The organism is Mycolicibacterium arseniciresistens (assembly GCF_030519285.1).
GTDB lineage: Bacteria > Actinomycetota > Actinomycetes > Mycobacteriales > Mycobacteriaceae > Mycobacterium > Mycobacterium arseniciresistens.
Genome location: NZ_JAUMSQ010000114.1, coordinates 1 through 26,431 on the forward strand (window position 1 = coordinate 1; position 26,431 = coordinate 26,431).

The 26,431-nt window shown below is 68.6% G+C and carries 23 protein-coding genes and 1 tRNA gene; 10 read left to right on the forward strand and 14 right to left on the reverse strand.

Annotated features, from left to right (window positions below; genetic code table 11):
* Positions 1-122: 122 nt before the first annotated feature.
* Together Q2100_RS15890 and Q2100_RS15895 are read right to left on the reverse strand one after the other, a co-directional pair.
* Positions 123-659, reverse strand: coding sequence for a hypothetical protein (locus tag Q2100_RS15890; protein WP_302914858.1), 537 nt, complete (start codon positions 657-659; stop codon positions 123-125).
* A gap of 12 nt (positions 660-671) precedes the next feature.
* The gene (locus Q2100_RS15895; RefSeq protein ID WP_302914878.1) at positions 672-1,175 is read right to left on the reverse strand and encodes a ribonuclease FAU-1 family protein; all 504 of its coding nucleotides are present in this window, start codon (positions 1,173-1,175) and stop codon (positions 672-674) included.
* Between the two features lie 71 nt (positions 1,176-1,246).
* Between Q2100_RS15895 and uvrB the strand changes: the two genes are divergently transcribed.
* Together uvrB and Q2100_RS15905 are read left to right on the forward strand one after the other, a co-directional pair.
* Complete coding sequence (gene uvrB, locus Q2100_RS15900) at positions 1,247-3,406, forward strand: excinuclease ABC subunit UvrB (protein WP_302914859.1); 2,160 nt, start codon at positions 1,247-1,249, stop codon at positions 3,404-3,406.
* Between the two features lie 51 nt (positions 3,407-3,457).
* Positions 3,458-4,846, forward strand: a complete 1,389-nt coding sequence (locus Q2100_RS15905; protein ID WP_407667633.1) for an MFS transporter — start codon at positions 3,458-3,460, stop codon at positions 4,844-4,846.
* Here the strand turns inward: Q2100_RS15905 and Q2100_RS15910 are convergent.
* On the reverse strand, positions 4,843-5,580 hold the full coding sequence (locus tag Q2100_RS15910) for an MgtC/SapB family protein (protein WP_302914861.1): 738 nt from the start codon (positions 5,578-5,580) through the stop codon (positions 4,843-4,845). The genes Q2100_RS15905 and Q2100_RS15910 overlap by 4 nt on opposite strands.
* A gap of 113 nt (positions 5,581-5,693) precedes the next feature.
* Between Q2100_RS15910 and Q2100_RS15915 the strand changes: the two genes are divergently transcribed.
* A tRNA-Cys gene (locus Q2100_RS15915) sits at positions 5,694-5,764 on the forward strand.
* 28 nt (positions 5,765-5,792) lie between these two features.
* Here the strand turns inward: Q2100_RS15915 and Q2100_RS15920 are convergent.
* The 3 genes from Q2100_RS15920 to Q2100_RS15930 form a co-directional block, all read right to left on the reverse strand.
* Positions 5,793-6,203, reverse strand: coding sequence for a hypothetical protein (locus Q2100_RS15920; protein WP_302914862.1), 411 nt, complete (start codon positions 6,201-6,203; stop codon positions 5,793-5,795).
* Positions 6,200-7,414 (reverse strand): cytochrome P450, encoded by a 1,215-nt coding sequence (locus Q2100_RS15925; protein WP_302914863.1) that lies wholly within the window; start codon positions 7,412-7,414, stop codon positions 6,200-6,202. Before Q2100_RS15925 ends, Q2100_RS15920 begins: the two co-directional genes overlap by 4 nt.
* A gap of 86 nt (positions 7,415-7,500) precedes the next feature.
* Complete coding sequence (locus tag Q2100_RS15930; protein WP_302914864.1) at positions 7,501-8,856, reverse strand: sensor histidine kinase; 1,356 nt, start codon at positions 8,854-8,856, stop codon at positions 7,501-7,503.
* Between the two features lie 87 nt (positions 8,857-8,943).
* Between Q2100_RS15930 and Q2100_RS15935 the strand changes: the two genes are divergently transcribed.
* Positions 8,944-9,801 (forward strand): acyl-CoA thioesterase, encoded by an 858-nt coding sequence (locus tag Q2100_RS15935; protein ID WP_302914865.1) that lies wholly within the window; start codon positions 8,944-8,946, stop codon positions 9,799-9,801.
* Here the strand turns inward: Q2100_RS15935 and Q2100_RS15940 are convergent.
* Both Q2100_RS15940 and Q2100_RS15945 read right to left on the reverse strand, forming a co-directional pair.
* On the reverse strand, positions 9,783-10,451 hold the full coding sequence (locus Q2100_RS15940) for a UdgX family uracil-DNA binding protein (protein WP_302914866.1): 669 nt from the start codon (positions 10,449-10,451) through the stop codon (positions 9,783-9,785). The two genes, Q2100_RS15935 and Q2100_RS15940, sit on opposite strands and share 19 nt — an antisense overlap.
* Positions 10,452-10,489: 38 nt before the next feature.
* A complete protein-coding gene (locus Q2100_RS15945) occupies positions 10,490-12,028 on the reverse strand; it encodes a glycosyltransferase family 39 protein (protein ID WP_302914867.1) in 1,539 nt (512 codons plus the stop codon).
* Between the two features lie 204 nt (positions 12,029-12,232).
* Between Q2100_RS15945 and Q2100_RS15950 the strand changes: the two genes are divergently transcribed.
* The 5 genes from Q2100_RS15950 to Q2100_RS15970 all read left to right on the forward strand — a co-directional run bounded on the left by Q2100_RS15950 (position 12,233) and on the right by Q2100_RS15970 (position 17,813).
* Complete coding sequence (locus Q2100_RS15950) at positions 12,233-13,669, forward strand: UbiD family decarboxylase (RefSeq protein ID WP_302914868.1); 1,437 nt, start codon at positions 12,233-12,235, stop codon at positions 13,667-13,669.
* 28 nt (positions 13,670-13,697) lie between these two features.
* On the forward strand, positions 13,698-14,120 hold the full coding sequence (locus Q2100_RS15955; protein ID WP_302914869.1) for an SRPBCC family protein: 423 nt from the start codon (positions 13,698-13,700) through the stop codon (positions 14,118-14,120).
* A 10-nt stretch (positions 14,121-14,130) separates the two neighbouring features.
* The gene (locus Q2100_RS15960) at positions 14,131-15,765 is read left to right on the forward strand and encodes a UbiD family decarboxylase (RefSeq protein ID WP_302914870.1); all 1,635 of its coding nucleotides are present in this window, start codon (positions 14,131-14,133) and stop codon (positions 15,763-15,765) included.
* A 248-nt stretch (positions 15,766-16,013) separates the two neighbouring features.
* Positions 16,014-16,460 carry a universal stress protein gene (locus tag Q2100_RS15965; protein ID WP_264013418.1) on the forward strand — a complete coding sequence of 149 codons (447 nt, stop codon included), beginning with the start codon at positions 16,014-16,016 and terminating at the stop codon, positions 16,458-16,460.
* 45 nt (positions 16,461-16,505) lie between these two features.
* Complete coding sequence (locus Q2100_RS15970; protein WP_302914871.1) at positions 16,506-17,813, forward strand: cytochrome P450; 1,308 nt, start codon at positions 16,506-16,508, stop codon at positions 17,811-17,813.
* Positions 17,814-17,818: 5 nt separating this feature from the next.
* Here Q2100_RS15970 and Q2100_RS15975 read toward each other — a convergent pair whose 3' ends face one another.
* Positions 17,819-18,319 (reverse strand): DUF427 domain-containing protein, encoded by a 501-nt coding sequence (locus tag Q2100_RS15975; protein WP_302914872.1) that lies wholly within the window; start codon positions 18,317-18,319, stop codon positions 17,819-17,821.
* Positions 18,309-18,986: an MBL fold metallo-hydrolase gene (locus tag Q2100_RS15980; protein ID WP_302914873.1), complete on the reverse strand. Its 678-nt coding sequence runs from the start codon at positions 18,984-18,986 to the stop codon at positions 18,309-18,311. Before Q2100_RS15980 ends, Q2100_RS15975 begins: the two co-directional genes overlap by 11 nt.
* A gap of 120 nt (positions 18,987-19,106) precedes the next feature.
* Between Q2100_RS15980 and uvrA the strand changes: the two genes are divergently transcribed.
* Positions 19,107-22,001: an excinuclease ABC subunit UvrA gene (gene uvrA, locus Q2100_RS15985; protein ID WP_302914874.1), complete on the forward strand. Its 2,895-nt coding sequence runs from the start codon at positions 19,107-19,109 to the stop codon at positions 21,999-22,001.
* Between the two features lie 6 nt (positions 22,002-22,007).
* Here the strand turns inward: uvrA and Q2100_RS15990 are convergent, their stop codons facing one another.
* From Q2100_RS15990 to Q2100_RS16005, 4 genes are all read right to left on the reverse strand, one after another.
* Entirely contained in the window at positions 22,008-23,468 is a 1,461-nt protein-coding gene (locus Q2100_RS15990) for a flavin-containing monooxygenase (protein WP_302914879.1), read from the reverse strand.
* A 40-nt stretch (positions 23,469-23,508) separates the two neighbouring features.
* Entirely contained in the window at positions 23,509-24,729 is a 1,221-nt protein-coding gene (locus Q2100_RS15995) for a winged helix DNA-binding domain-containing protein (protein ID WP_302914875.1), read from the reverse strand.
* A 34-nt stretch (positions 24,730-24,763) separates the two neighbouring features.
* Positions 24,764-25,792 (reverse strand): methyltransferase, encoded by a 1,029-nt coding sequence (locus Q2100_RS16000; protein WP_302914876.1) that lies wholly within the window; start codon positions 25,790-25,792, stop codon positions 24,764-24,766.
* 119 nt (positions 25,793-25,911) lie between these two features.
* Positions 25,912-26,193 carry a hypothetical protein gene (locus tag Q2100_RS16005; protein WP_302914877.1) on the reverse strand — a complete coding sequence of 94 codons (282 nt, stop codon included), beginning with the start codon at positions 26,191-26,193 and terminating at the stop codon, positions 25,912-25,914.
* Positions 26,194-26,431: the final 238 nt, after the last annotated feature.

A 26,431-nucleotide genomic window follows, 5' to 3' on the forward strand; every position in this document is an offset into this window, starting at 1 on the left:
CACTGTTAATCGCGCGACCCTGCCACAAAGTTTGAGTCAGTGGATAACCAACTCTTCGAACATGTGTTCGAGTATAGAACGCGCTACCGACACGCGCTGTAGGCAATGTCGAGGCGGGTCGGTCAGGCCGGAGGCGCCGGCGCGTCCGCGGGCGGCGCGGCAGCCGGGTCGACCGGCGCGGGCAGTGCCTCAGCGGTCACCGGGGCCTGGCAGGACAGCGAACCGAAGTCCGGGTCGTCGCGGTTGGGGATCAGTCGCGGGGCGACGAAGTCGTCCGCCTGGGCCACCAACTGGTCGTCGACCAGGATCTCGCAGTGCAGGTTCGCCGAGTACGGCCACTTGACCTGCACCTTCATCGTGGCGACGCCGGAAGCGGGCAGCACGGTGTTGATGTCGACGATCCGACCGGGGACCATCGTCGGATTCGCCGTCTGGGTCTGGTCACCCTCGGCGGCGTAGGTGATCGTCGCCCCGCGGGACACCCCGTCGACACGGGCCCGGTAGATGATGTTGTGCAGCACCTCGGGACCCGTGGGCGGCGTCTCCACCTGCGGTTGTCCCTCGGGATCGGCCGGCGCGAGAGCCGGAGTCAGCTGCGCGCCCGCGAACAGCGTGGCCGTCGCGGCAGCCACCACCCATCCGCGCCTGACGAAACTCATGAGCCGACCTTACTACCCGCGCCACGTCAGGGCCACGCCGTTGTCCGCCAGCCAGCTGTGCAGGTCATAGCCGTGCCGGGTCAGCCCTTCGACGGTGTCGATCATCGTCCGCACCGCGCGCTCAGCAACTTCCGGTGTGAGCAGGCCGTCGCAGACCGCGGCCAGCAGTTCGTCGACGTCGTGCACGTCGATCCCGCGGCCGGTGCGCACCGCCAGGTCCAGATAGTGGTCCTCGGACCGCCAGACGTCGGGCCCGGCGGTGTATCGGCCGACGTCGAGATAGTGATCCTGGTCGCGCTCGTGGCCGGGATTGAAGTGGAACACGGTGGCACGCAGGTTCAGGGCGGGCAGCAGCCAGGACTCGAGGTAGTGGAACTGCGCGCGGCCGGGCGTCGGTCGCGCGACGTACAGCCCCCATGGCTTCACCGTGTAGACGTCGACCGCCCGCACGATGCCCTTGGGGTCGGTGTTCGTGCGGGCGCGCAGGTCGAATGTCTCGGTCTTCGGCGGGTGGATGGCGTCAGGATAAGGCGTTTGGACGGCCGCGGGGAATGAACTTGTCGTACCTCGCGCTTACCCTGGTGAACATGGCTTTCGCTACCGAACACCCCGTACTCGCGCACTCCGAGTACCGCCCTGTCGAGGCGATGGTGCGCACCGGTGACCGGTTCGAGGTGGTCAGCCCCTACGACCCCGCGGGCGATCAGCCGGCGGCGATCGAGGAACTCGAGCGCCGGGTCAGGGCGGGGGAGCGTGACATCGTCCTGCTGGGCGCCACCGGCACCGGCAAGTCGGCCACCACCGCCTGGCTCATCGAGCGGCTCCAACGTCCCACGCTGGTGATGGCGCCGAACAAGACACTGGCCGCGCAGCTGGCCAACGAGTTGCGGGAGATGTTGCCGCACAACTCGGTCGAGTACTTTGTGTCGTACTACGACTACTACCAGCCCGAGGCGTACATCGCGCAGACCGACACCTACATCGAGAAGGACAGCTCGATCAACGACGACGTCGAGCGGCTGCGGCACTCGGCCACGTCGAGCCTGCTGTCCCGGCGGGACGTCGTCGTGGTCGCGTCGGTGTCCTGCATCTACGGCCTTGGCACTCCGCAGTCCTATATGGACCGGTCGGTGGAGTTGCAGGTCGGCCACGAGGTGCAGCGCGACGCGCTGCTGCGTCTGCTCGTCGACGTGCAGTACACCCGCAACGACATGTCCTTCACCCGCGGCTCGTTCCGGGTGCGCGGCGACACCGTCGAGATCATCCCCTCCTACGAGGAGCTGGCGGTCCGCATCGAGTTCTTCGGTGACGAGATTGAAGCGCTGTACTACCTGCATCCGCTGACCGGCGACGTGGTCCGCAAGGTCGACTCGCTGCGTATCTTCCCCGCCACCCACTACGTGGCGGGGCCCGAGCGGATGGCGCAGGCCATCTCCAGCATCGAGAAGGAGCTCGAGGAACGGCTCGCCGAACTGGAGGGCCAGGGCAAGCTGCTCGAGGCCCAGCGGCTGCGGATGCGCACGAATTACGACCTCGAGATGATGAAGCAGGTCGGGTTCTGCTCGGGCATCGAGAACTACTCGCGGCACATCGACGGTCGTGGGCCGGGCACCGCACCCGCCACGCTGATCGACTACTTCCCCGAGGACTTCCTGCTCGTCATCGACGAGTCACACGTGACGGTGCCGCAGATCGGCGGCATGTACGAGGGCGACATGTCCCGCAAGCGCAATCTCGTCGACTTCGGCTTCCGGCTGCCGTCGGCCGTCGACAACCGCCCCCTGACGTGGGAGGAGTTCGCCGACCGCATCGGCCAGACGGTGTATCTGTCGGCCACACCGGGTCCCTACGAGCTGAGCCAGGCCGGCGGTGAGTTCGTCGAGCAGGTCATCCGGCCGACCGGGCTCGTCGACCCACAGGTGATCGTCAAACCGACGAAGGGCCAGATCGACGACCTCATCAGTGAGATCCGCAAGCGCACCGAGCGTGACGAACGCGTGCTGGTCACCACGCTGACCAAGAAGATGTCCGAGGACCTCACCGACTACCTCCTCGAATTGGGCATCCGTGTCCGCTACCTGCACTCCGAGGTCGACACGCTGCGGCGGGTGGAGCTGCTGCGGCAGTTGCGGCTCGGCGAGTACGACGTGCTGGTGGGCATCAACCTGCTGCGCGAGGGCCTCGACCTGCCCGAGGTGTCGCTCGTCGCGATCCTCGACGCCGACAAGGAAGGCTTCCTGCGTTCACCCCGCAGCCTGATCCAGACGATCGGCCGCGCGGCGCGCAACGTGTCCGGCGAGGTGCACATGTACGCCGACACCATGACCGACTCGATGAAGCAGGCCATCGACGAGACCGAACGGCGCCGGGCCAAGCAGATCGCCTACAACACCGAGCACGGCATCGATCCGCAGCCGCTGCGCAAGAAGATCGCCGACATCCTCGACCAGGTGTACCGCGAGGCCGACGACAGCGAGACCGTCGAAGTCGGCGGGTCCGGCCGCAACGCGTCGAGGGGCCGCCGCGCGCAGGGCGAGCCGGGCCGGGCGGTCAGCGCGGGCATCGTGGAGGGACGTGACACCTCCAACATGCCGCGTGCCGAACTCGCCGACCTGATCAAGGACCTGACCGAGCAGATGATGACGGCCGCACGGGACCTGCAGTTCGAGCTGGCCGCCCGGATCCGCGACGAGATCCACGACCTGAAGAAGGAACTGCGCGGCATGGATGCCGCGGGCCTGAAGTGACCGGCCGCCGGGCTTGACCTCAACGGCGGTTGAGCTCCTAGCGTGGCGGATGTGAATGACGTGACCACCGCCCCGGCCGGCACTTGGCGCGCGCTTCTGGGCCGCGAACGGATCGGCACTGCAACGCTTCTCGCAGGCGGCGTCGGGCTGTACGCGACGAACGAGTTTCTCACCATCAGCCTGCTGCCCAGCACTGTCGCCGACATCGGCGGTCAGCGGTTCTACGCCTGGGTGGTGGCGGTGTATCTGGTGGGCTCGGTGGTCGCGGCCACGGCGGTCAACCCACTGCTGCTGAGATTCGGCCCGCGCGCGTCGTACCTGGTCACCCTGGGTCTCTTCGCGCTGGGCACTGTGGGCTGCGCGGTCGCCCCGTCGATGGAGCTGCTGCTCGTCGCCCGCACCCTGCAGGGCGCGGCGGGCGGCGTGCTGGCCGGACTGGGCTATGCGGTGATCAACGCCGCGCTGCCGAGCTGGCTGTGGACCAGGGCGTCGGCGCTGGTGTCCGCCATGTGGGGTGTCAGCGTGATCATCGGTCCGTCGATGGGTGGCGTGTTCGCTCAGTTCGGCCTCTGGCGTTGGGCTTTCGGCTCACTGGCGATCCTGGCCGTGGCGATGATGGTGCTCGTGCCGATCGCGCTACCCGACACCGGCGAGAAGTCGCCGTCCGTGCGCACCGGTGTTCCGCTGGGGTCGCTGCTGCTGCTGGGCGCGTCGGCGCTGGCCATCAGCATCGCCGGCGTGCAGCACCACCCCGCGGCGACGGCGGGCATGCTCGCCATTGGTGTCCTGCTGATCGCCTTCTTCCTGTTCGTCGACCGCCGCGCCAAGGCCCGGGTGCTGCCCCGCGCGGCGTTCAGACCCGGACCGCTCAAGTGGATGTACCTGACGATCGGCATCCTGATGGCCGCCACGATGGCCGACATGTACGTGCCGTTGTTCGGTCAGCGGCTCGCCGGCATGGCGCCGGTCGTGGCGGGATTCCTGGGCGCGGTGCTGGCGATCGGCTGGACCACCTCGGAGATCATGAGCGCGTCGGCCGACGGACGGCGGGCCGCCCGGCTGGTCGCGGTCGCGCCGTTGCTGATGACCGTCGGGCTCGCGGTGACGGCACTCACGGTCGACGACGGTCCGCGCTGGCCGGTGATCGCGGTGTGGGCGGTCGGCCTGTTCGTCGCCGGTGTGGGGGTCGGGGTGGCGTGGCCGCATCTGTCCGCCTGGATCATGGGGGTGGACGACGATCCTGTCGAGAGCGGTGCCGCCGCAGCGGCCATCAACACGGTGCAGCTGGTCTCGGGTGCCATCGGCGCCGGGCTGGCCGGCGTGGTGGTGAACATGGCCGACGGCGGCGACGTCGCCGCGGCCCGATGGCTGTTCGCCGTGTTCGCAGCCCTTGCCGCGGTCGGACTGCTCGCCTCCTATCACGCGAGCCGCGATTCCTAGTCGGGGTCGTCCTCGAGTTGGCGGATCGAGGTGACACCGTCGATCGAGGCGAGCAAGGTCGGCGCGTTGAGGATGCCGTTGCCGCTCAACGTCAACAGCACACCGGCACTGTGTGCGGGCGCTCCGAGGGGCTCACCGCCGGTGTCGGAGGCGAGCTCGGAGAGCTGCCACCCGCGCCGGTCGCAGGCGGCCAGTACCTCGCGCATGACACTGCGACCCTCCGCATACGTCAGATGCAGGCGGATCGAACCGCTGAGCCGGGCCGCGAGGCGGCGCGTCAGGGGCATGAACCCGAGCACGATCAGGAAGTGCATGGCCGTGACTGTGCAGGCGAGAAGCAGGAGGCCTGCGCCGGCAGCCATGCCGATCGCGGCCGACTCCCACACCGCGGCCGCGGTGGTCAGGCCGTGCACCGAGCCGCGGCGGAAGATGATGATGCCGGCCCCGAGAAATCCGATGCCCGAGACGATCTGAGCCGCGACCCGCGACGGGTCCACTTCGACGGTGCCCGGCACGACGACGTCGAGGAACCCGTACTTACTCACCAGCAGGATCAGCGCCGCGGCGGTCCCGACGATGGTCTGGGTGCGCAGCCCCGCGCTCTTGCCCTGGATCTCGCGTTCCACGCCGATGAGTGCGGTGAGGCCGAACGCGACGAACAGTTCCACGATTTGGCGGGGGCCCTGACCGGGACCGCCGAAGAACGGGTCACCGGCCGCCAGCCACGCCTCCATGCCGACCAAATTAGCTGCACCCGCTGTCGGGCCGGGTGCGCCGCGCCGACCGCCGATCACGGTGATCGAAACCCTGGCGCAGCGGTGCGCCGGCTGACATGGTGGAGACCATCGCGGGTGTGGCTGAGTGGCTAGGCACCGGCCTGCAAAGCCGTTTACACGGGTTCGAATCCCGTCATCCGCTCAAAGTAATAAAGCGCAGCTCGTCGTCGCTACGTCGACGCTGCGGGCCCCCAGCGTTTCTCCCCGTTCTTCCGGCGCAGATCCGCGAGCGTGTGCGTCACGGCCTCGACGTCGGAGGCCTCCGAGAACAGCCGTTCGATCTGTCCGACGTTCTCTCGCGCCCAGTCGATTTCGTCAGCGGCGGACAGGTAGCAGATGTCGTCGTCGCCCCGCACGTACTGCCTGATCAACGAGATCCAGAAGCTGTCGCCGGGAAGACGGGTCGGTGCCACGGACAGCTCCAGCTGCCCCCGGTCGAGGGTGATCCACCACGTCACGTCGGGTCCCGAAACGGTCAGCGAGGCGTTCGGCGCATGCGTCCGCGAGTCGGTGAACCGGTACCGCGGGTCCGCGTAGAGGAATTCGAAATGCCTCAGGAAGATCTCGAGCAGCTTCTTCACACCGCGACCGCGGCGGGGGTGAAGCGGACGGGCATCGACTTGATCCCGTTCATCAACACCGATCGCACCCGCTCGACCGGTCCGGCCAGCTCGAGGTCGGCCATCCGGGTGAGCACCTCGGGGAAGATCGCGGCAGCCTCCACGCGGGCGAGGTTGGCGCCGAGGCAGAAGTGCGTGCCGCCACCGCCGAAGGCCAGGTGCGTATTCGGCGTGCGGCCGACGTCGAAGCGGTCCGGATCGGCGAAGTGGGCCTCGTCGCGGTTGGCCGACGGGTAGAACATCGCGACCCGCCCGCCGGCGGGCATCGCGATGCCACCCAAATCGGTGTCACAGGTGGCGGTCCGGGTGAACGCCAGGACGGGACTGGTGTAACGCAGCATCTCCTCGATGGCGGTCGGCAGCAGCGACGGGTCGTCCATCAGCCGGGCCCGCTGGTCCGGGTGCTCCAGCAGCGCGACAGTTCCTGCGGCGATCAGGTTCCGGGTGGTGTCGCCGCCCGCGTTCAGCAGCAGCAGGAAGAACATGTTGAACTCGAAGTCGGTCAGGCGCTCACCGTCCACCTCGGCTCGCAACAGTGCGGTCGCGATGTCGTCGGCGGGTTCGGCGCGCTTGCGGGCGGCGAGGTCGTTGGCGTACTCGAAGACCTGCATCTGGGCCTGCTCGACGGCGGGACCCATGTCCCCGGTGTTCATCTGCTCGGAGAGCGCATACAACCGGCGGCCGTCCTCCAGCGGGATGCCGAGGAGCTCGGCGATGACGTAGGACGGCAGCGCCCCGGCGACGTCGGCGACGAAGTCACACTCGCCACGCTCGACCACGTCGTCGACGATCTGCCGTGCCATGTCGGTCAGGTGGCTGCTCAGCCGGGCGACGTGGCGCGGGGTGAAACCCTTGCTGACCAGTGTGCGCAGCGACGTGTGCCGCGGCGGATCCATGGTCAGCATCATCAGTTCCAGCTGGAAGAGATTCTCGGGAGGGGGCACGTCGAAGAACACCCCGGCCGTCTGCGACGACCACGTCGCGCTGTCCCGCGACACCGCGCGCACCTCGTCGTAGCCGGTCAGCGCCCAGAAGCCGCTGTCGCCGTGCGGGTGCCAGGCCACCGGGGCGCGTCGGCGCAGCGCGGCGAACGCCTCGTGGGGCATTCCGTGTGTGTAGGTATCCGGGTCGGTGAGATCGACACCGCCGATGGTGATGGCGTCCTCGGGCATGCGGAACCTCCCCGGCGTGGGACGGCCACGCCACGGCGAACGTTAGCGCCGTCCGGTGGCCCCGTGGCCGATTCCGCGGATTCGCTTCAGCGCACCGCGGGCAGCTTGAGCAGCAGCCGGGCGCCACCCATCGGGCTGGTCTCCAACGAGGCTGTGCCGCCGTGCAGTTCGGCCTGCTGCGCGACGAGTGCGAGACCGAGCCCGGAGCCCGAGCGCGAGGCGGTCGACCCGCGGGAGAACCGCTCGAACACCAGCGTGCGTTCCTGCTCGGGCACGCCGGCGCCGTTGTCGTCGATGGCGACCTCCACGTTGTCGCCGGAATGTAGTGCGCTCAACCGGATCTCGGTCGCCTTGCCGTGTTTGACGGCATTGGCGATGGCGTTGTCGACCACCAGGCGCAGTCCGGCGGGCAGCCCGAGGATGTGCACAGGCGCCGACGGCACCAGTGACACGTCGAGGCCGGGGTAGCTGCGCACCGCGTCGTGGGCGGCCCGGTCGAGGAGTTCGGTGAGGTCGACGGGCACATGGTCCGCGGCGGTCATCAACTGACCCTGTGCCAGCCGCTCCAAGGCTGTCAGCGTGGACTCGATGCGGCTCTGGGTCCGGATGACGTCGCCGATCACCTCCGCCCGCTGATCGTCGGTCATGTTCAGCGTCGCGAGCACTTCGAGGTTGGTGCGCATCGCGGTCAGCGGTGTCCGCAGTTCGTGTGAGGCGACCGCGGCGAAGTCGCGCGCCGACTCCAGCGCCGCCTTGGTGCGCGCCTGCTCGTCGCCGATGCGCGCCAGCATGCCCTCGACCGCCTCGGCGATCTCGACGGCCTCCCACACGCCGCGCACCTGCACCTCGTCGGGATTCGACTGCGCATTGATGGCCCGAGCCTGCTCGGCGAGCAGCCGGAACGGGTTGATCATGATCAGCCACATCACCCAGACGACGACCACGGTGGCGGTGAGGACGCCGCCGCAGATGAGCAGTACCCGAAGGTGCAGCTGATCGATCCGCTTCTGCGTCTCGGCCAGCGGCGCGCCGAGGGCGATCGACGCCGGCCCCGCGGTGAAGGTGCGCACCCGGTACTCGACGCCGTCGATCGTGGTGTCGGCGTAGCCGTCCGGCAGCTGGGGCAGCACGGTGTCGCGGGGCACCGACAGCGTGACGCCGCTGATGCGGGCGGTCCGGATGAGGGTGCCGTTCGGGATCGTTCCCCCGGTGGGCAGCGGTTGCGGGTTGAGCAGCGTGCTGATGTCGCCCAGGCTGCTCACGGAGTCGAGCTGCCGGTCCAGCTGGCTGTACTGGTCGTTGGTGACGCCGACCCATACCCACACCCCGAGCGTGATCACCAGCGCGGTCACCGACACCGCGGCGACGATCACGATCGTGCGCAGCGACAACGCCGGCATCGGCGACTGCAGCAGCCGGTAGATGCGGTCATCGACACGCATCAGCGACCCTGTCCGTCCACGTGGTCATCTTGCCTGACCGAGGGACGGTGGTGAGCCACGCCGCGCGGCGTCGGGCATGATGCCCCGGTGCAGTCCCCGCAATTGGCCGACATCGTCGACACCCTGGACGTCGCGCAGGTAGGTGAGGACGCGTTCCTCGCCACGCAGCTCGACAACGCCCACCACCACATCGTGGGTGGCCACATCGCGGGGCAGGCGCTGGTCGCCGCCGGACGGACGGCTCCCGGCCGGTTGCCGCACAGCTTCCACGTCTTTCTGCTGCGTGCGGGGGACGCCCGCTATCCGGTCGAGTTCGAGGTGAGCCGGTTGCGCGACGGCGGCACGCTTGCCACCCGTCGGCTGACGGGCCGCCAGGACGGCCAGGTGCTGCTCGAGGCGCTCGCCTCCTTCACCACACCGGTGGACGGCCTGGAGTACCACCAGCCGCTGCCCGAGGTTCCCGCGCCCGACGATCTGACGCCGATCCAGGAGCAGCTGCGGCCCTACGCCGAGGAGGTGGGCGGCTACTGGGTTCGGCCGCAGCCGTTCGAGTTGCGCTACGCCGACCCCCCGCCTCGACTCGCGCTCGACCTCCCCGAGCCGTCGCCGCGGATCCGGATGTGGTGGCGCCCCGCCGGCGATGCAGCCGTGCTGGCAGGCACAGACCCGCTGATCCATACCGCACTGCTCGTCTACGTCTCGGGCACCACCGTGCTGGAGACCACGATGACGATGCGGCGCACCACACAGACCAGCGTGTTCAATGCGTTGATCGACCACGCGATGTGGTTCCACCGGCCGCCGCGGCTGTCCGACTGGATCCTGTCCGACCAGGTGTCGCCCAGCGGCATCGACGGCCGCGGCCTGGCCACGGCGACGATGTTCAATCGCGGCGGCGAACTGCTCTGCACGGTGACGCAGGAGGTCTACTTCGGCCGCGGCTGACCGAGCAGGCCGGCGGCAACCCGCAGGTCGGCGGTCAGGCCGTCGAACGCCTTCTCCCGGTCCTCCGGCGGGCCCCGCAGCACCGATGACGGGTGCACGGTGGCCACGACCTGCGGGTCGAGGTCCAGGCCGGTGGTCGACGGCGGCAGGCGCAGCACCTCGCCGCGGTGGGCGGTGATACGGAAGTCGTTGCCCAGCAATGCTTTCGCGGCCGTCGCGCCGAGTAGCACCACCACGTCGGGCTCGATGGCGTCCAGCTCGGTGATCAGCCACGGGCGGCAGGCCACCACCTCGGTGCGGCTCGGCGTCTTGTGGATCCGGCGCGTGCCCCGCTCGGGCAGCGTGAACTTGAAGTGCTTGACGGCGTTGGTCACATAGACGGCGTCGCGGTCGATTCCGGCGGCGACGAGCGCGCGGTCGAGCAGCTTGCCCGCCGGGCCGACGAACGGCGCACCCGCCCGGTCCTCCTGGTCGCCGGGTTGTTCGCCGACCAGCATCATCGTCGCCGCTGCGCTGCCCGCCCCGAAGACGGTCTGGGTGGCGTCGAGGTACAGATCGCAGCCCTTGCAGCCCTGGGCCGCATCGGCCAGTACCGCGAGATCGGTGGTGGCGGGGACGAACTCCTGAGCGCCGGGCGGACGAGCGGCCATGTCGGCAGGGCTACCCGCCTGCACGGAGTTCTATCGGGCTACCTGGTCGACTTGGCCACCTGGGCGAAGCTGAACTGCCACCGTTCCACGACGTGGAAGCCCATCCGTTCGGGCACCCGATAGGCCGGTGCACCGCCGAGCCGCGGCCCGGGGTCCAGCGTCGTCCCGGATTCGCGGTCGGGCACCGTCTCGTCGCGCTCGGACACCGTCCACAGCACGGTGCACTCCTGGATGCGGTCGGCGACGCCGCGGATACCGAGATGGGAGTCCCACAGCCAACCGCGCTCGGCCGCGCGCCGGCCGCGGCCGGGGTCTACCAGCTCCGCGTAGGCCGCCGGACGCGCCGCCGTCAGCGGCCGGATCGGGCCCGGCTTCCAGTCGGTGGTGTTGTCCAGCACCAGGCAGTCGCCCGGCTGTGCGTGCGCGGAGATGACGTCGGCGACGTGGCTGAAGTCCATGCCCTCCTTGGCGTACGGCCCACGCTGTACGAACAGGTAGTTCGGTGTGGCGGCCAGCGCGAACACCGCGAGCCAGGCGGTGATCCGCTCGCGGCTGCGGGCGACGGTGGTGACACACACACCGAGCAGCAGCGCCATCGCGGGCGCGGTGAAGGTCAGGTAGCGCGGGTAGTAGATCGGTCCGGCCAGCGCCGAATAGGCCACCAGCACCGCGGTCGGCAGCGCGACCCACGCGGCGGTGAGGACGGCCAGCCGCCGGTCGCCGTCGGTCATCGCCCGGGTCCGCCGTAGCACCACCGCAGCCGCGATGGTGAGGCCGGCGAGCACCGCGACCGCCACGCTGTGGTCGAAGTACTGTTCCTCGGCGATCTCGACCACGGTGTCGAGGCTCAACGGGGCGATCCACCGCACCTGGATGATCTGCGTCCGGCAGTACAGCAGGAACGGTGTCACCGCGATCAGCGACACCGCAGTCGCGGCCAGCCAGCCGAGGACCGCGGCACGCCGGGGTGCGAGCACGGCCAGCAGCACCGCGTGCACCAGCGCGAGCAACACCATGAACACGTTGAGCACCGTGCACACGATCAGCGCGCCGGTGTAGAACGCCCACCACGAGCGGCGCCTGCGACGGACGGCGGCGACGAGCAGCACGCTCACCCAGACCGCGGCGAGTGCGGACAGCGCGTACGACCGGCCCTCGATCCCCGCCCACGTGATGCGCGGCAGGATCGCGAAACAGATGCCCGCGCATACCGCCGTCGTCCGGCCGGAGAACTGCCTGCCGAGCACCACGACGCCGGCCGCCGCGCCCGCCACGGCCAGGCAGCTGGAGAACCGGATCCAGAACTCGGTCGCCGGGAACACGGCGAACCACCCGTGCATGATCAGGTAGTAGAGGCCGTGCACCGCATCGATGTTGTGCAGCAGTCGCCACAGATCCGTCACCGGTCGCGTCGCGGCAGAGATCGTCGCCGCCTCGTCGAACCACAGCGACGGCCGGGCGGCGCCGGCAGCGCTCACCGCGGCGGTGAACAGCGCCACCACCAGGGGGTCGAACCGACCGGCCCGCAGTGCTCGACGGGCGTCCTCACGACGCTCCGGTTTCAGTGAAAGATCCACGCGCTCGACTCGCTACCCTCTCGACAACCGGCAAAACCGTAACCCGGCGGATTCCCGTTCGCCCGTCCGTCCCGTTCCGGTGCGTCGTCCGGCACGGCGGCGACTGCGCATACACACCGAAAGAGCCCACCCGCCGCGGCCTCCCAGTAAGGTCCTGATTGTCTTTGCTGGGGATTCGGGGCGACAGGAGTGGGGCACCGCGCGATGCCGTTCCAGGATTTCCGGGAGTTCCTCGATGCACTGAGGTCCCGAGGCGAGTTGATCGACGTCACCCGGCCTGTCGCACTCGAACTCGAGGTGGCCAAGGCGATGCGCAAGAGCGCTTCGGTCAACGGCCCCGCCGTGGTGTTCCGGGACAACGGAACCCGGTTCCCACTCGTCGGCGGGGTGTACAACTCGCGGGCCAAGGCGCTGATCGCGTACGGCTGCGACGAGGACGCGGTGATGGCGCACATCACCGAGGGATTGGGCCGACGGATCCCGCCGGTGCTCGTCGAGGACGCCCCGGTGCACGAGAACGTGATCCTGGGCGACGACATCGACCTGACGACGTTGCCGGTACCCCGGTACAGCCCCGACGACGGCGGGCCCTACATCACGCCGGGCATCGTGGTGAGCCGCGACCCCGACACCGGCGTCCCGGACATCGGGCACTACCGGTTCGAGGTCATCGATTCCCGCACGCTGTCGTTCCTGGCGATGCCCAACCACCGCTTCGGCAAGCACATCGCCAAGGCGGTCGCCCGCGGCGACAAGACGTTTCGCGCGGCGCTGGTCATCGGCGTCGATCCGATGCTCGCCTACACCGGTCCGATCCAGGTGCCCGACGACACGAACGACTTCGAGGTGGCCGGCGGCCTGCGCGGCGCCGCCGTCGAACTGGTGCGGTGCCGCACCATCGATCTGGAGGTGCCTGCACGCGCCGAGTTCGTCATCGAGTTCGAGGTCGACTTCACCCAGACCGTGTTCGAGGGTCCGCTGGGGGAGTACACCGGGTACTACACGCCGGGTTCGATGAAGCCGATCGCGCGGCCGCTGGCCCTGACCCACCGGAACGACCCCTACTTCCAGGCGCTGCTCACCGGCAAGCCGACCACCGAGAACCACGTGCTCAAGCAGTTGGCGTTCGAGGCGTCGTTCCTCAAGTCGATGCGGACGACGTTCCCGACGATCGAACGGGTGGCGATCCCGCCGTCGGGAGGAGTGAACTTTCGCGTGGTGATGGCGATGCGCCCGCGGTTCACCGGTGAGGCCCGCAACGCCATCCTGACCGCGATGGGCTCCAACGTCCGGCCCAAGACGGTGATCGTCGTCGACCCCGACATCGACGTCCAGGATCCGGGAGAGGTCGAGTGGGCCATCGCGTTCCGCTCCCAGCCGGCCCGCGACGTGATCATCGTCGACGGCCTGCCCGGCGGGCCGCTGGATCCGACCCTCGACGAATCCCTCGAGCCGGACCGCCGCACCGGATCGGCACTCGGCATCGACGCCACCTACCCGTACGGCACGGTGGTGAAGATCGCCGGCGATGCCTGCGGCCCCTCGCTCGCCGAGCACGGCGCCGAGTTCGTCGGCCACTTCACAGAAGTCGCCGACGTCCCGGGGTGGCGCGAGTACGACTTCCCGGAACTGGCGCCCTGAACACCCCGTAGAGACGAAAGGCCTCTCGATGCCCGAGATCCATCACGAGATCAAGATCGCCGCGGCGCCCGAGCGCGTGTTCGAGGCGTTGACCACCCGCGACGGTGTGGCCGGGTGGCACACCCCGTCGGCGGAGGGCACCGGTGAGGTGGGCGGCGAATGGGTGTTCCGTTTCGCCGATCACCCCGAATTCGGATGGGAGGTGACGACTTCCGACTCGCCACGCCTGGTCGGGTGGCGGTGCACCCGCGGCCCCGGCGACTCGGTGGGCACGACGGCCACCTTCACGCTGACCGCGAGCGACGACGGCCGCACGCTCGTCGAGCACGTTCACGCCGGCTGGCCGGGCACCCACGGGAACTTCCGCAAGTGCAACACGACATGGGGCGTGCTGCTCCACCATCTGCGGGACTACGTCGAGACCGGCGACGCCGCACCGGCATTCGAGTGAGGAACGCGCCATGCCCCAGCAGAGCCTGAGCGAGTTCGTCGACGAGATGGAGAAGGCCGGGATGCTGGTCCGCATCACCGACGAGAAGCGGGTGGACGAGTTGCCCGCGGTGATGGAGGCCAATCCGCTGACCGCGGTGCTGGTCGAGCATGTCACCGACTGCGAATTCCAGTTCCTGGCCAACGCGTATTCGAATCAGGTCCAGACGGCGTGGGCGCTCGGTTGTGAGAAGAGTGAGACCGGGCGGCGGATGGTGGAGCTCGGCAAGGGCCGGATCAAGCCCGAGGTCGTCGACACCGCGCCGTGCAAGGAAGTCATCCTCACCGGTGCCGACGTCGACCTGACCCGGCTGCCGCTCTTCCTGCACCACGATCGTGACGGGCACGCCTACACGAACGACAACCTGGTGGTGACCAAGCACCCGGACACCGGTGTCTACGACTGGGGCATCTACCGCAGCATGTTCCGGACCAGGACCGAGAAGATGTTCGACATGACGTGCACGTCGCACCGGGCCCGCCTGAATGCGCAAGCGGCACAGGCCAAAGGGCACAACCTCGAACTGGCGATCGTCCTGGGCGGGCCTCTGGTGGACAAGGTGGCCGCACTGACAGGGGTGCCGCCCGGAACCGACGACTTCGAGGTCCTCGGCAGCTTCTACGGGCATCCCGCGAAGCTGGTGAAGTGCGAGACCATCGACCTCCTGGTGCCGGCCAATGCGGAGATCGTCATCGAGTGCGAGCTGATGGCGACGGAGGGGCTGACCCACGACGAGGGACCGTACGGCGAGTTCACCGGCATGTACGGCGGCGGGATCAAGGCGAACTACCGTGCGGTGGTGAAGGCGATGACCTTCCGCAGGGGCGGCATCTTCCAGCACGCGACGATCGGCGGCAAACACCCCTGGTACACCGACAACATGTTGCAGCTGCCGATGATCGAGTCCGATCTCTACGGCGGCCTGGCGATGGCGGGAATCGACGTCAAGGAGGTCCGCGCGCCGCTGGGCGGCCTGTCGAACATCGTGTACGCGAAGATCAGGCCGCGCGGCGCCGGCGACTCCAAGCAGGCTCTCGGGGTGATGCTGACCTGCTCGAAGCAGGGACTGCCGAAGATCGCGATGGTCTTCGACGAAGACGTCGACATCTGGGACGACAACGCGGTGCAGTTCGCGATGGCCTTCCGGTACATGCCGCATCTCGACACGGTGACCATCCCGAACGGCAACACGATGACAGTCGACCCGATGATCGCCGAGGACGCGGCTCCGGGCACCGCGTCGAAGATCGGGCTGGACTGCACCATCCCGATCAGTCCCAAGTTCGTGCGTTCGCATTTCGACCGGAGCACCGTGTTCGAACTCGGCGATCCTCCACCCGGGGTCGTGGTGATGTCGGAGCAGGACCTGACCGCGGACATGGCCGACTTCATCCGCGCGGCGCCGCGGACCTGGAAGGAGATCCTCCAGCAGTACAACGGCCAGCCCTACAAGGTGGTCTACGGAGCGTTCAGCAATCTGCGGCCCCAACTGGGACGCTGCGATGACGAACCGTGGTACCGCTACACGTTCTCCGACACCGACTTTGCCGTCCACGTCGGGGAGGCGCCGTCGTCGAATTTCGATCCGCGCCACCGGGAGACGTGAAACCCGTTGTGATGACCTGGATCACGTCCGGGCCGCTGGTGCGAGTTCGTCGCAGCGGCAGTGGCATGGGTCTCGTTGGTCACCGTACGAAGCGGCGCGCGGCGTGGGGTGACTAACATCAGTGCCGGTAGAACGGCTGTTGCCGGGACCGGACGCCATTGCCGGGTGTCGTGAATCGCACCGATTCCACGGCGGCGCGGGTTACTGTCTCGGGTGGCGGCGATGCAACTGACACTTGGAGGACATGGATGAGCGCCTATCAGACCGTGGTGGTCGGCACCGACGGTTCGGATTCCTCGTTGCGCGCGGTCGACCGCGCCGGCCAGATCGCCGCCGGGTCGGGTGCGAAGCTGATCGTGTCGACGGCGTACTTCCCGCAGAGCGAAGACCAGCGCGCCGCGGACGTGCTCAAGGACGAGGGCTACAAGATGTCGGGCAACGCCCCCATCTACGCCATCCTGCGTGAGGCGCGCGACCGTGCGAAGGCCGCAGGCGCGGAGAACATCGAGGAGAAGGCCATCGTCGGCGCCCCCGTCGACGCCCTGGTCGAACTCGCCGAAGAGGTCAACGCCGATCTGCTCGTCGTCGGCAACGTCGGCCTGAGCACCATCGCCGGCCGGCTCCTCGGATCGGTTCCCGCCAACGTCGCACGCCGGTCGAAGACCGATGTGCTGATTGTGCACACCACCCCCTAGGGGCCGCCTCCCCGTGTGACAATCGGGCTGTCGAGGAGGTCAAATATGACGTCTACGGTCCGCCCGATCGGCCTTTCTCCGCGTGAGAACGGTGCTCCGCCACCCGACGTGCCGTTGCGCGACATCGACCTCGGATCCCTCGATTTCTGGGCGTGGGACGACGACCGCCGCGACGGCGCCTTCGCCACCCTGCGTCGCGAGTCACCGATCACGTTCTTCGAGGCTCCGCAGTTCCCGGGGTTCCCCACCGGCGCCGGGCACTGGGCGCTGACGTCGCACGCCGACGTGCACCACGCCAGCCGCCACCCCGACCTGTTCAGCTCCAGTCCGACGAGCACATCGCTGGGCGACCAGGCGCCGGAGATCTCGGAGTTCTTCGGCTCCATGATCACGCTGGACGACCCGCGCCATCAGCGCCTGCGGTCGATCGTCAACCGTGCCTTCACACCGAAGATGCTGGCGAGGATCGAGGCCAGCGTGGCGGAGCGGGCCCGCCGCCTGATCGACGACATGATCGCCGCACACCCCGAGGGCAGCGCCGACTTCGTCGCCGAGGTGGCCGCACCTCTGCCGCTGCAGATCATCTGCGACATGATGGGGATCCCGGACGAAGACGAGGAGAAGGTCTTCCACTGGACGTCGATGATCATGGGGATCGGCGACGACGAGGCCTCCGGGGACTTCGACGAGATCGTCTCGGTGGCCACCGAACTGGCCGGCTACGGCATGGCGCTCGCCGAGGACCGGCGATCCCGGCCCGCCGACGACCTGACCACCAACCTCGTGCTGGCCGAGGTCAACGGCGAGCGGTTGTCCTCGACGGAGATCGCCTCGTTCTTCATCCTGCTGTGCGCGGCGGGGAACGAGACCACGCGCAACGCCATCAGTCACGGCATGGTGGCGCTCACGCGCTATCCGGACCAGCGCCGCACGTGGTGGTCGGATTTCGACGCCGTCGCGCCGACCGCGGTCGAGGAGATCGTGCGCTGGGGCTCGCCGATCATGTACATGCGGCGCAACCTGACCCGCGACGTCGAGATGAGCGGTGTGCAGATGAGGGCCGGCGACAAGGTGTCCATGTGGTACTGCTCGGCCAACCGCGACGAAAGGGTCTTCGACAACCCGTGGTACTTCGACGTCACCCGGTCGCCGAACCATCACATCGGCTACGGCGCGGGCGGCGCCCACTTCTGCCTCGGCGCGAACCTGGCGCGCCGCGAGGTCCGGATGCTCTTCGGCGAACTGCACCGCCAGGTGCCCGACATCGTCGCCACCGAGGAGCCGGCGATCCTGAGGTCGGCGTTCGTGCACGGCATCAAGCGCCTGCCGGTCGCCTGGACCCCGCCCGCCTGACGCGCCTACCAGCCCATCGACCCGGGCACACCCTTGAACGGGCCGGCCACCCGGCTGGTGATCCATCCGCCGTAGAAGCCGCCGGGCTGCGGCAGCACCTCCTCGCCGTCGACGGTGCAGCGGTCCATCTGCGCCGCCATCACCGCGACCGCGCCTGCGAGTGGACGGAATCCCGCCGTCGGCTCGGGGTAGGTCCACGCCGCGCGCGGCGCCACCCGGTCGCCGCCGGTCACGTCGTAATAGCGGGCGTGACCCTTCCACTCGCACCACGACGCGCCGTCGGCGGCCCGCAGCGCGCCGGGACGGAAGTCGTCGATGGGCAGGTAGTAGGTGGGCGGGTGGCTGGTCTCGAGCACCCGCCAGCCGCGGTTGGTGGACGCGACGGTCTCGCCGCCCAGCTCGACGGTGATCCGGCCCGGGAACTGCTCGAGCCGCGGCGGGCGCGGGTAGTCCCAGACCGATTCCTGACCGGCGAGCGGCCGGTCCGGGACCGGCCTACCAGCCACGTTCGCGCCACTCGCCGAGGTGCGGCCGCTCGGTGCCGAGCACGGTGTCGTCGCCGTGGCCGGGGTACACGGTGGTGGTGTCGGGGTAGACGTCGAACACCCGGCTGGTGACGTCGCCGAGGAGCTGCTCGAAGTCGCCGGGTTGCCACGTCTTGCCCACCCCGCCGGGGAACAGGCAGTCACCGGTGAACAGCTGCACGCTGTCACCCGCCGCGGGCCCGCTCAGCGCCAGCGCCACCGAGCCCGGCGTGTGCCCGCGCAGGTGGATCACGTCGAAGGTGAGCTCGCCGATCTCGATGGTGTCGCCGCCGTCGATCAAGCGGTCCGGCCGGACCGGCAGCGGTTCGGCGTCCAGCCGGTGCGCCGCGGTGGGCGCGCCGGTGATGTCGACCAGGTCGGACAGCGCCTGCCAGTGGTCGAAGTGCTGGTGACTGGTGACGATCAGCGACAGGTTGGGTGCCTGCATCTCCACGAGTTCGGTCAGCAGATCGGCGTCGTTGGCGGCGTCGATGAGTAGCGACTCCCCGGTCTGGGAACACGTGATGAGGTAGCAGTTGTTGTCCATCGGGCCCACCGACATCTTGATGATCGTGGCGCCGGGCAGCGTGCGCTTGGCGGCGATCTGTGGTTCCACGTGACCGGTGTAGTTGTCGTCGATGGCAGTCATGTCCGCCACGGTATCCGACCGCCGGCCGCCGTCCCGGCGGGTTGTCGGACCGGGCACATAGCATGGACTCGAGCTGTGTCATGTGGGTCCGCGACACAGACGGAACGGGAGAGAAATCAGTTGGCTGACCGCCTGATCGTCAAGGGTGCTCGCGAGCACAACCTGCGAAGTGTCGACCTTGACCTGCCGCGCGACGCCCTCATCGTCTTCACCGGGCTGTCCGGCTCGGGCAAGTCGTCGCTGGCGTTCGACACCATCTTCGCCGAGGGGCAGCGCCGCTACGTCGAGTCGCTGTCGGCCTATGCACGCCAGTTCCTCGGCCAGATGGACAAGCCGGACGTCGACTTCATCGAGGGTCTGTCGCCTGCGGTGTCGATCGACCAGAAGTCCACCAACCGCAACCCGCGGTCGACCGTGGGCACCATCACCGAGGTGTACGACTACCTGCGCCTCCTCTACGCGCGCGCCGGCACCCCGCACTGCCCGGTGTGCGGCGAGCGCATCGCCCGCCAGACGCCGCAGCAGATCGTCGACCAGGTGCTCGCGATGGACGAGGGGCTGCGGTTCCAGGTGCTGGCCCCGGTGGTGCGCACCCGCAAGGGCGAGTTCGTCGACCTGTTCGACAAGCTGAACACGCAGGGCTACAGCAGGGTGCGGGTCGACGGCGTGGTGTATCCGCTGACCGACCCGCCGAAGCTGAAGAAGCAGGAGAAGCACGACATCGAGGTGGTGGTCGACCGGCTCACCGTCAAGGCCACCGCCAAGCAGCGGCTCACCGATTCGGTGGAGACGGCGCTCGGCCTCGCCGACGGCATCCTGGTGCTGGAGTTCGTCGACCGCGACGACGACCACCCGCACCGCGAGCAGCGCTTCTCGGAGAAGCTGGCCTGCCCGAACGGGCACCCGCTCGCCGTCGACGACCTCGAGCCGCGATCGTTCTCGTTCAACTCGCCCTACGGCGCCTGCCCGGAGTGCACCGGCCTGGGCATCCGCAAGGAGGTCGACCCCGACCTGGTCATCCCCGACCCGGACATGACCCTCGCCGAGGGCGCGATCGCGCCGTGGTCGATGGGGCAGACGGCCGAGTACTTCACCCGGATGCTGGCCGGTCTCGGCGAGTCGATGGGATTCGACGTCGACACCCCGTGGAAGAAGCTGCCCGCCAAGGCGCGCCGGGCGATCCTCGAGGGCTGCGACGAGCAGGTGCACGTCCGGTACCGCAACCGGTACGGCCGCACCCGGTCCTACTACGCCGACTTCGAGGGCGTGATGGCGTTTCTGCAGCGCCGGATGGAGCAGACCGACTCGGAGCAGATGAAGGAGCGCTACGAGGGATTCATGCGCGACGTGCCGTGTCCGGTCTGCGAGGGCACTCGGCTGAAGCCGGAGATCCTGGCCGTCACCATGGCCGCGGGCGACCACGGCGCGAAGTCCATCGCCGAGGTGGCGGAACTGTCGATCGGGGACTGCGCCGACTTCCTCAACGCGCTCACCCTCGGCCACCGCGAGCAGGCCATCGCGGGGCAGGTGCTCAAGGAGATCCAGTCCCGGCTGGGCTTCCTGCTCGACGTCGGCCTGGACTACCTGTCGCTGTCACGGGCGGCCGCCACCCTGTCCGGCGGTGAGGCGCAGCGGATCCGGCTGGCCACCCAGATCGGGTCCGGCCTCGTCGGCGTGCTCTACGTGCTGGACGAGCCGTCCATCGGCCTGCACCAGCGGGACAACCGCCGGCTGATCGACACGCTGCTGCGGCTCAAGAGTCTCGGCAACACCCTCATCGTCGTCGAGCACGACCTCGACACCATCGCCCACGCCGACTGGGTGGTGGACATCGGCCCGGCCGCGGGGGAGCACGGCGGCAGGATCGTGCACAGCGGGTCCTACGAGGAGTTGCTCAACAACCCCGAATCCCTCACCGGCGCCTACCTGTCGGGCAAGGAGAGCATCGAGGTCCCGGCCCTGCGGCGGCCCATCGACCGGAAGCGGCAACTCACCGTCGTCGGCGCTCGCGAGCACAACCTGCACGACATCGACGTGTCGTTCCCGCTCGGCGTGCTCACCTCCGTCACCGGTGTCTCGGGGTCAGGGAAGTCCACCCTGGTCAACGACATCCTTGCCTCGGTGCTGGCCAACAAGCTCAACGGGGCCCGGCAGGTGCCGGGCCGCCACACCCGGATCAACGGTGTCGACCAGCTCGACAAGCTGGTGCGGGTCGACCAGTCGCCGATCGGACGGACTCCGCGGTCCAATCCGGCCACCTACACCGGCGTGTTCGACAAGATCCGCACCCTGTTCGCGGCCACCACCGAGGCCAAGGTCCGCGGCTACCAGCCGGGCCGGTTCTCGTTCAACGTCAAGGGCGGCCGCTGCGAGGCGTGCTCGGGCGACGGCACGATCAAGATCGAGATGAACTTCCTGCCCGACGTGTACGTCCCGTGCGAGGTGTGCCACGGCGCCCGGTACAACCGCGAGACACTCGAGGTGCACTACAAGGGCAAGACCATCTCCGAGGTGCTCGACATGTCCATCGAGGACGCCTCGGAGTTCTTCGAACCGATCAGCTCCATCCACCGGTACCTCAAGACCCTGGTCGACGTGGGCCTGGGTTACGTGCGACTCGGGCAGCCCGCGCCGACCCTCTCCGGTGGTGAGGCGCAGCGGGTCAAGCTGGCCGCCGAACTGCAGAAGCGGTCCACCGGACGCACCGTGTACATCCTCGACGAGCCGACCACGGGACTGCACTTCGAGGACATCCGAAAGCTGCTGAAGGTCATCAACGGGCTTGTGGACAAGGGCAATTCGGTGATCGTCATCGAGCACAATCTCGACGTCATCAAGACCTCGGACTGGATCATCGACATGGGCCCCGAAGGCGGTGCCGGCGGCGGGACCGTCGTGGCGCAGGGGACGCCCGAGGATGTCGCGGTGAACCGCGACAGCTACACCGGCCACTTCCTCGCCGAGATGCTGGACCTGCCTGCGCCGACCCGCAAGCGGCGCAAGGTGAGTGCCTGACCGCCCTCAGGCGGGCGCGGTCTCGTAGGCGTCGATGTCGAAGCGCCGGGTCTGGCGCCGGAACCGGAAGGTGAAGTCCGGCCACAGCGTGGTGTTGTTGCCGTGCGCGTCGAGGTACCAGCTCGCGCACTTGCCGTTCATCCACACCGACCCGTCCAGCGCCTTCTGCAGCCGGTCGTTGTAACTGTCCAGCGCATGCTGTTTGACCTCTACGGTCCGAAGTCCGCGTCGGCGCATGGTGGTGACGGCGTCGACGACGTAGTTGATCTGCGACTCGATCATGTAGACCATCGAGCTGTGGCCGAGGCCCGTGTTCGGGCCGACGAGTACGAACATGTTCGGGTATCCGGCGATGGTGGTGCCCTTGTAGGCGCGCATCCCCTTGTCGGCGAACTTCTGGGTCAGGCTCGCACCGTCGGCGCCGCAGACGGTGTCGAACATCGGTGAGTCGGTGACGTGGAAGCCGGTGGCCACCACCAGTGCGTCGACCTCCCGCACGGTGCCGTCGGCGGTGACGATCCGGCGGCCGTCGATCTCCTGGATCCCGTCGGTGATCAGGTCGACGTGGTCGCGGTCGAGCGCGGGGTACCAGTCGTTGGAGATCAGCATGCGCTTGCAGCCGATCCGGAAGTTCGGCGTGACCCTGCGGCGCAGCTCCGGATCCTTGATCTCGCGGCGGATCTTCGCCCGCGAGAGCAGCTCGAAACCCTTCATCAGGTTCGGGTTCTTGGCCAGGCCGACCACCTGCGTCTCGCGGCCGGCGTAGATGCCAGCGCGCGCCAGCCGCAGATAGCCGGGCACGTTGCGGAACGCCCAACGTTCGGGCGCGGTGAAGGCCCGGTCGAAGCGTGGGAGCAGCCACGGCGCCGTGCGCTGGTAGACGCCGAGGTGGGTGACCCGGTCGACGATCGCGGGCACGATCTGGATGGCCGACGCGCCGGTGCCGATCACCGCGACGCGTTTGCCGGCGAGATCGGTGTCGTGGTTCCACTGGGCGGAGTGGAACAGGTCGCCTCCGGCAGCCGCGAAGGACTCGATGCCGGGGATCGCGGGCAGCGACGGCTCGGCGAGTGAGCCGAATCCGGCGATGAGGATGTCGGCGGTGTACCCGCCCTTGGCGGTAGCCAGTTCCCAGTGAGATTTCTCGGGATTCCACGCCGTCCGGCGCACCTCGCAGCCGAACACGTGCCGGTCGAGCACGTTCGCGCGCTGCGCGACGCCGCGCAGGTAGTCCTCGATCTCGGGCTGGGCGGAGAACGACCGGGTCCAGTCCGGGTTGAGCGCGAACGAGTACGAGTACAGGTGCGACGGCACGTCGCATGCCGCGCCGGGATACGTGTTGTCCCGCCAGGTCCCGCCGACGTCGTTGCCGCGTTCGAAGACCAGGAAGTCGCGATGTCCGGCCTCGTCGAGCCGGATCGCCGCGCCGAGTCCGGAGAAGCCGCTGCCGATGATGGCGATCGACACATGGGTCACGTCGAGACCTCCTCGTCTACGAGACCGTAGGTTACCGGCTGGTAGTAGGACTGAACCCGGCTTCGCTGCGACTGGCTCTGCCCAGTGGTGACGGGAACCGCGGGCTGACCCGGACGGCGTCCAGCCACTCGGTCAGCTCGGCCGCCCGGCGGTCGAGGGCACGGCGGCCGTCACGGCCGAGGTCGTCGAGGAGATGCAACACCACCCTGCCCCCGGAGTCCTGGCCCCATCCGCCGACGATGCGGCCGTTCCACCACGCGGTGGGTCCGGCGTTGCCGTTGCTGTCGAACACGTGTGGCCGGTGTTCGCCGAGGTACCAGGTCCGGTCGAACCACCCCATCGGGGTGACGTCGAGGCTGGGCAGCAGCGCGGCCCAGGGCTGCGACGCGGGTTCGGGTTCGAGGTCGTCGGGCAGCGCCCAGCCGGTGGCGTCGTCGTCGCTGCCGTCTTCTAGCCGCACTTCTACCGCGCCGATGTCGCGCAACGCGGCGCGTGCCCACGTCAGGGTGTTGCCGAACCACCACTTGACGTCGGTCAGCGTGGCGGGACCGAACGCGTAGAGCCAGCGCCGAACCAGCTGCGCGGCCGCCGGGCCGGCCGCGACCGGGTCGCCGACGGTGCCCAGCCAGTCCGTTGTCGGCACCCACCGCGGCCTGCTGACCGTCCACCCGCCGTCGTTGGGTCCGCGGACGATGTCGCCACGGACGCCGAGCACCGTGAGAACCCTTGGCGCCAGCGGGCTCTCACCGCCCCACGGTCGGTCAGGCGCGTACTCGTACCTGCCCGCCAGCTCGGGCAGGGCGATTCGCAGGTCGCGCGCGCTGGTGGCGCCGTGTTCGGCGAGGTGGGCGAGCACCGCGGCGCAGGCGGTGTCGAGCCATGTTTTGCCGTCGGGTGCCAGCCCCGCCTTGTCGGCGTCGGCGATCAACCGCCTGCGTTCCGTGGCGGCCACCCGTTCGCTGGCCGCGGACTGCACGGCGGGCAGGTCGGTCGCGCGGATCACCCACAGGGTCCGGCGCATCGCGAGGTGCTTGACCAGCGTCCGCTCGTCGTAGAGGTCGCGTTGCAGGTCGGTGACGGCGAATCCGGGAACCCGGGCCCACAGGGAGAGGTACGGGGTGGCCGGGTCGGTGCCGTGCAATCCGACCAATCGGGCCGCGACGTCGGTGCCGGATGCCGCAGCGGCGCCGGGACAGAGGAAGTGCCGCCGCGCCAATCTGGTCCGCCGCTCGGCGACGGTGAACGAGCGCACAGGTCGATCCTGTCTTATGTCGTCCCCGGAACGTTCACTTGTAGGCGATCGCCGCGCTCATCGCGGGAGTCAGCGGCAGGATCTCGACCGAGTCGAAGCCGACTTCTCGGCACCAACCGGTGAAATCGGCTCCCGTGTAGTCGAACGCGTCGCCGAATTCGATGAGCATGTTCAGCGACATCATGAGCCCGACGGTGTTCGTACGCCGGGCGTCATCGATCAGCGACTCGATCACCACGAGTGCGCCACCGGCGGGCAGCGCGTCGTAGGCGGCGCGAATCAGGTGCATCTTCTGCTCGAGGTTCCAGTCGTGCAGTATGCGTCCCATCACGACGACGTCGGCCCGGGGCAGCTGATCGGTGAAGAAGTCACCGGAGGTGATGGTCACCCGGTCGGTCAATCCTGCCGCGGCGAGAGCCTTTTCGGCGATGGGAGCCACTACCGGCAGGTCGAAGGACGTGCAGTGCAGATGAGGATGGCGCTCGGCGAGCGTCATGGACACCTGGCCCGTCGCACCGCCCACGTCGCAGACGCTCGTGTACTTCGCGAAGTCGAATCGATCGGCGAGTGCGTTCGCAGAGTCCAGTGAGATGCCGGCCATCGCATACAGGAATTGCTCGAGTCGGGCTTCGTCGCTGTAGACCTCGGCGAACATCGATGATCCGGTGTGCTTCAGCTCGTTCTGCGGCTTTCCGGTTCTCAGGGCTGTGGTGAGGTCGCCCCAGAACCCGTACAGCCGCGAGTTGAACATCTCGAGCAGGCCGCCGATGTACGTTGGCTGATTCCGGTCGAGGAAGGCGGCGGCCTCATCGCCGTTGCGATACCGGGCGCTCGGGCCTTCGCCATCCCGCTCGAGGAAACCCATGGCCACGAGCCCGTCTAGGAAGTCGTAGATCGCTCGCTCGTGCAATCGGAGGCGGGTGCCGATCTCCCGGCCGGTGAGCGCGTCGTGGGCCAGTTCGGTGAACAGACCCAACTCCACCGCTGACAGCAGGGTCTTGGCGGTGAAGAACCCCATGCTCACTTCGAGTATTCGCGATGAGTTTAGCTGCGCATCGGCCATGACGCTCCTCCCGCGGACTTGAACAGATGATAGAGCCGCTGCGCTGCCGATACAGATGTTTGCCAGCATTAACGCCTCCGTGAAAACCGATACCGGAAGCGGGTGGGGTGTTCTGCGCGTCAGTCGGTTTCGGAGCGCATCGACTCCCGGATCTGAGCCAGTCGCTCGGCGGCGGCCCGCTGACGCTCCTCGTAGAGTTCGTCGGCCGCGCGGCCCTCGGGGGTCTCGGCTGCCAACTCGGAGGCGCCGACCGATGTGCCGAAGCGGTTCTCGATCTTCTCGCGTACCGAGTCGAATGTCGGCACACCGCCCGGCGTGTAGCCGGTGTCGAGGGCCTCTGCCGGCGGCGGAGGCGGCGGCGGGGCAGCGGTTTCCGGCTCGGGGGTGGATTCGTCGGACATGGGGTCACCGTACTCGGCGACGCCGACGGCCCGCGGTAGTTGGGATCGGTAGCCGTCCGGCCGGATTTCACTTGTGCCACGACGACGCCATCGGGGCGGCGCGCGAATGAGGGAGAAAAACGATGAAGCGAGTTGTCGCTGGTGTGATCGGTCTGGCCGCAGCCACCGCCGTCCTGGTGGGCTGCTCGGACGACAAGCCGGCCGCCGCGCCGGGCACGCAGGTGAGCAATGGTGGCAG

Coding starts and splice junctions, on each gene's coding strand:
- Q2100_RS15950 (WP_302914868.1), top strand. CDS start 12,233: ATGCCGTTCCAGGATTTCCGGGAGTTCCTCGATGCACTGAGGTCCCGA.
- Q2100_RS15910 (WP_302914861.1), bottom strand. CDS start 5,580: ATGGAGGCGTGGCTGGCGGCCGGTGACCCGTTCTTCGGCGGTCCCGGT.
- Q2100_RS15930 (WP_302914864.1), bottom strand. CDS start 8,856: ATGCGTGTCGATGACCGCATCTACCGGCTGCTGCAGTCGCCGATGCCG.
- Q2100_RS16000 (WP_302914876.1), bottom strand. CDS start 25,792: ATGGCCGATGCGCAGCTAAACTCATCGCGAATACTCGAAGTGAGCATG.
- Q2100_RS15955 (WP_302914869.1), top strand. CDS start 13,698: ATGCCCGAGATCCATCACGAGATCAAGATCGCCGCGGCGCCCGAGCGC.
- Q2100_RS15980 (WP_302914873.1), bottom strand. CDS start 18,986: ATGACTGCCATCGACGACAACTACACCGGTCACGTGGAACCACAGATC.
- Q2100_RS15890 (WP_302914858.1), bottom strand. CDS start 659: ATGAGTTTCGTCAGGCGCGGATGGGTGGTGGCTGCCGCGACGGCCACG.
- Q2100_RS16005 (WP_302914877.1), bottom strand. CDS start 26,193: ATGTCCGACGAATCCACCCCCGAGCCGGAAACCGCTGCCCCGCCGCCG.
- Q2100_RS15940 (WP_302914866.1), bottom strand. CDS start 10,451: ATGGCCGCTCGTCCGCCCGGCGCTCAGGAGTTCGTCCCCGCCACCACC.
- Q2100_RS15960 (WP_302914870.1), top strand. CDS start 14,131: ATGCCCCAGCAGAGCCTGAGCGAGTTCGTCGACGAGATGGAGAAGGCC.
- Q2100_RS15970 (WP_302914871.1), top strand. CDS start 16,506: ATGACGTCTACGGTCCGCCCGATCGGCCTTTCTCCGCGTGAGAACGGT.
- uvrB (WP_302914859.1), top strand. CDS start 1,247: ATGGCTTTCGCTACCGAACACCCCGTACTCGCGCACTCCGAGTACCGC.
- Q2100_RS15925 (WP_302914863.1), bottom strand. CDS start 7,414: ATGCCCGAGGACGCCATCACCATCGGCGGTGTCGATCTCACCGACCCG.
- Q2100_RS15965 (WP_264013418.1), top strand. CDS start 16,014: ATGAGCGCCTATCAGACCGTGGTGGTCGGCACCGACGGTTCGGATTCC.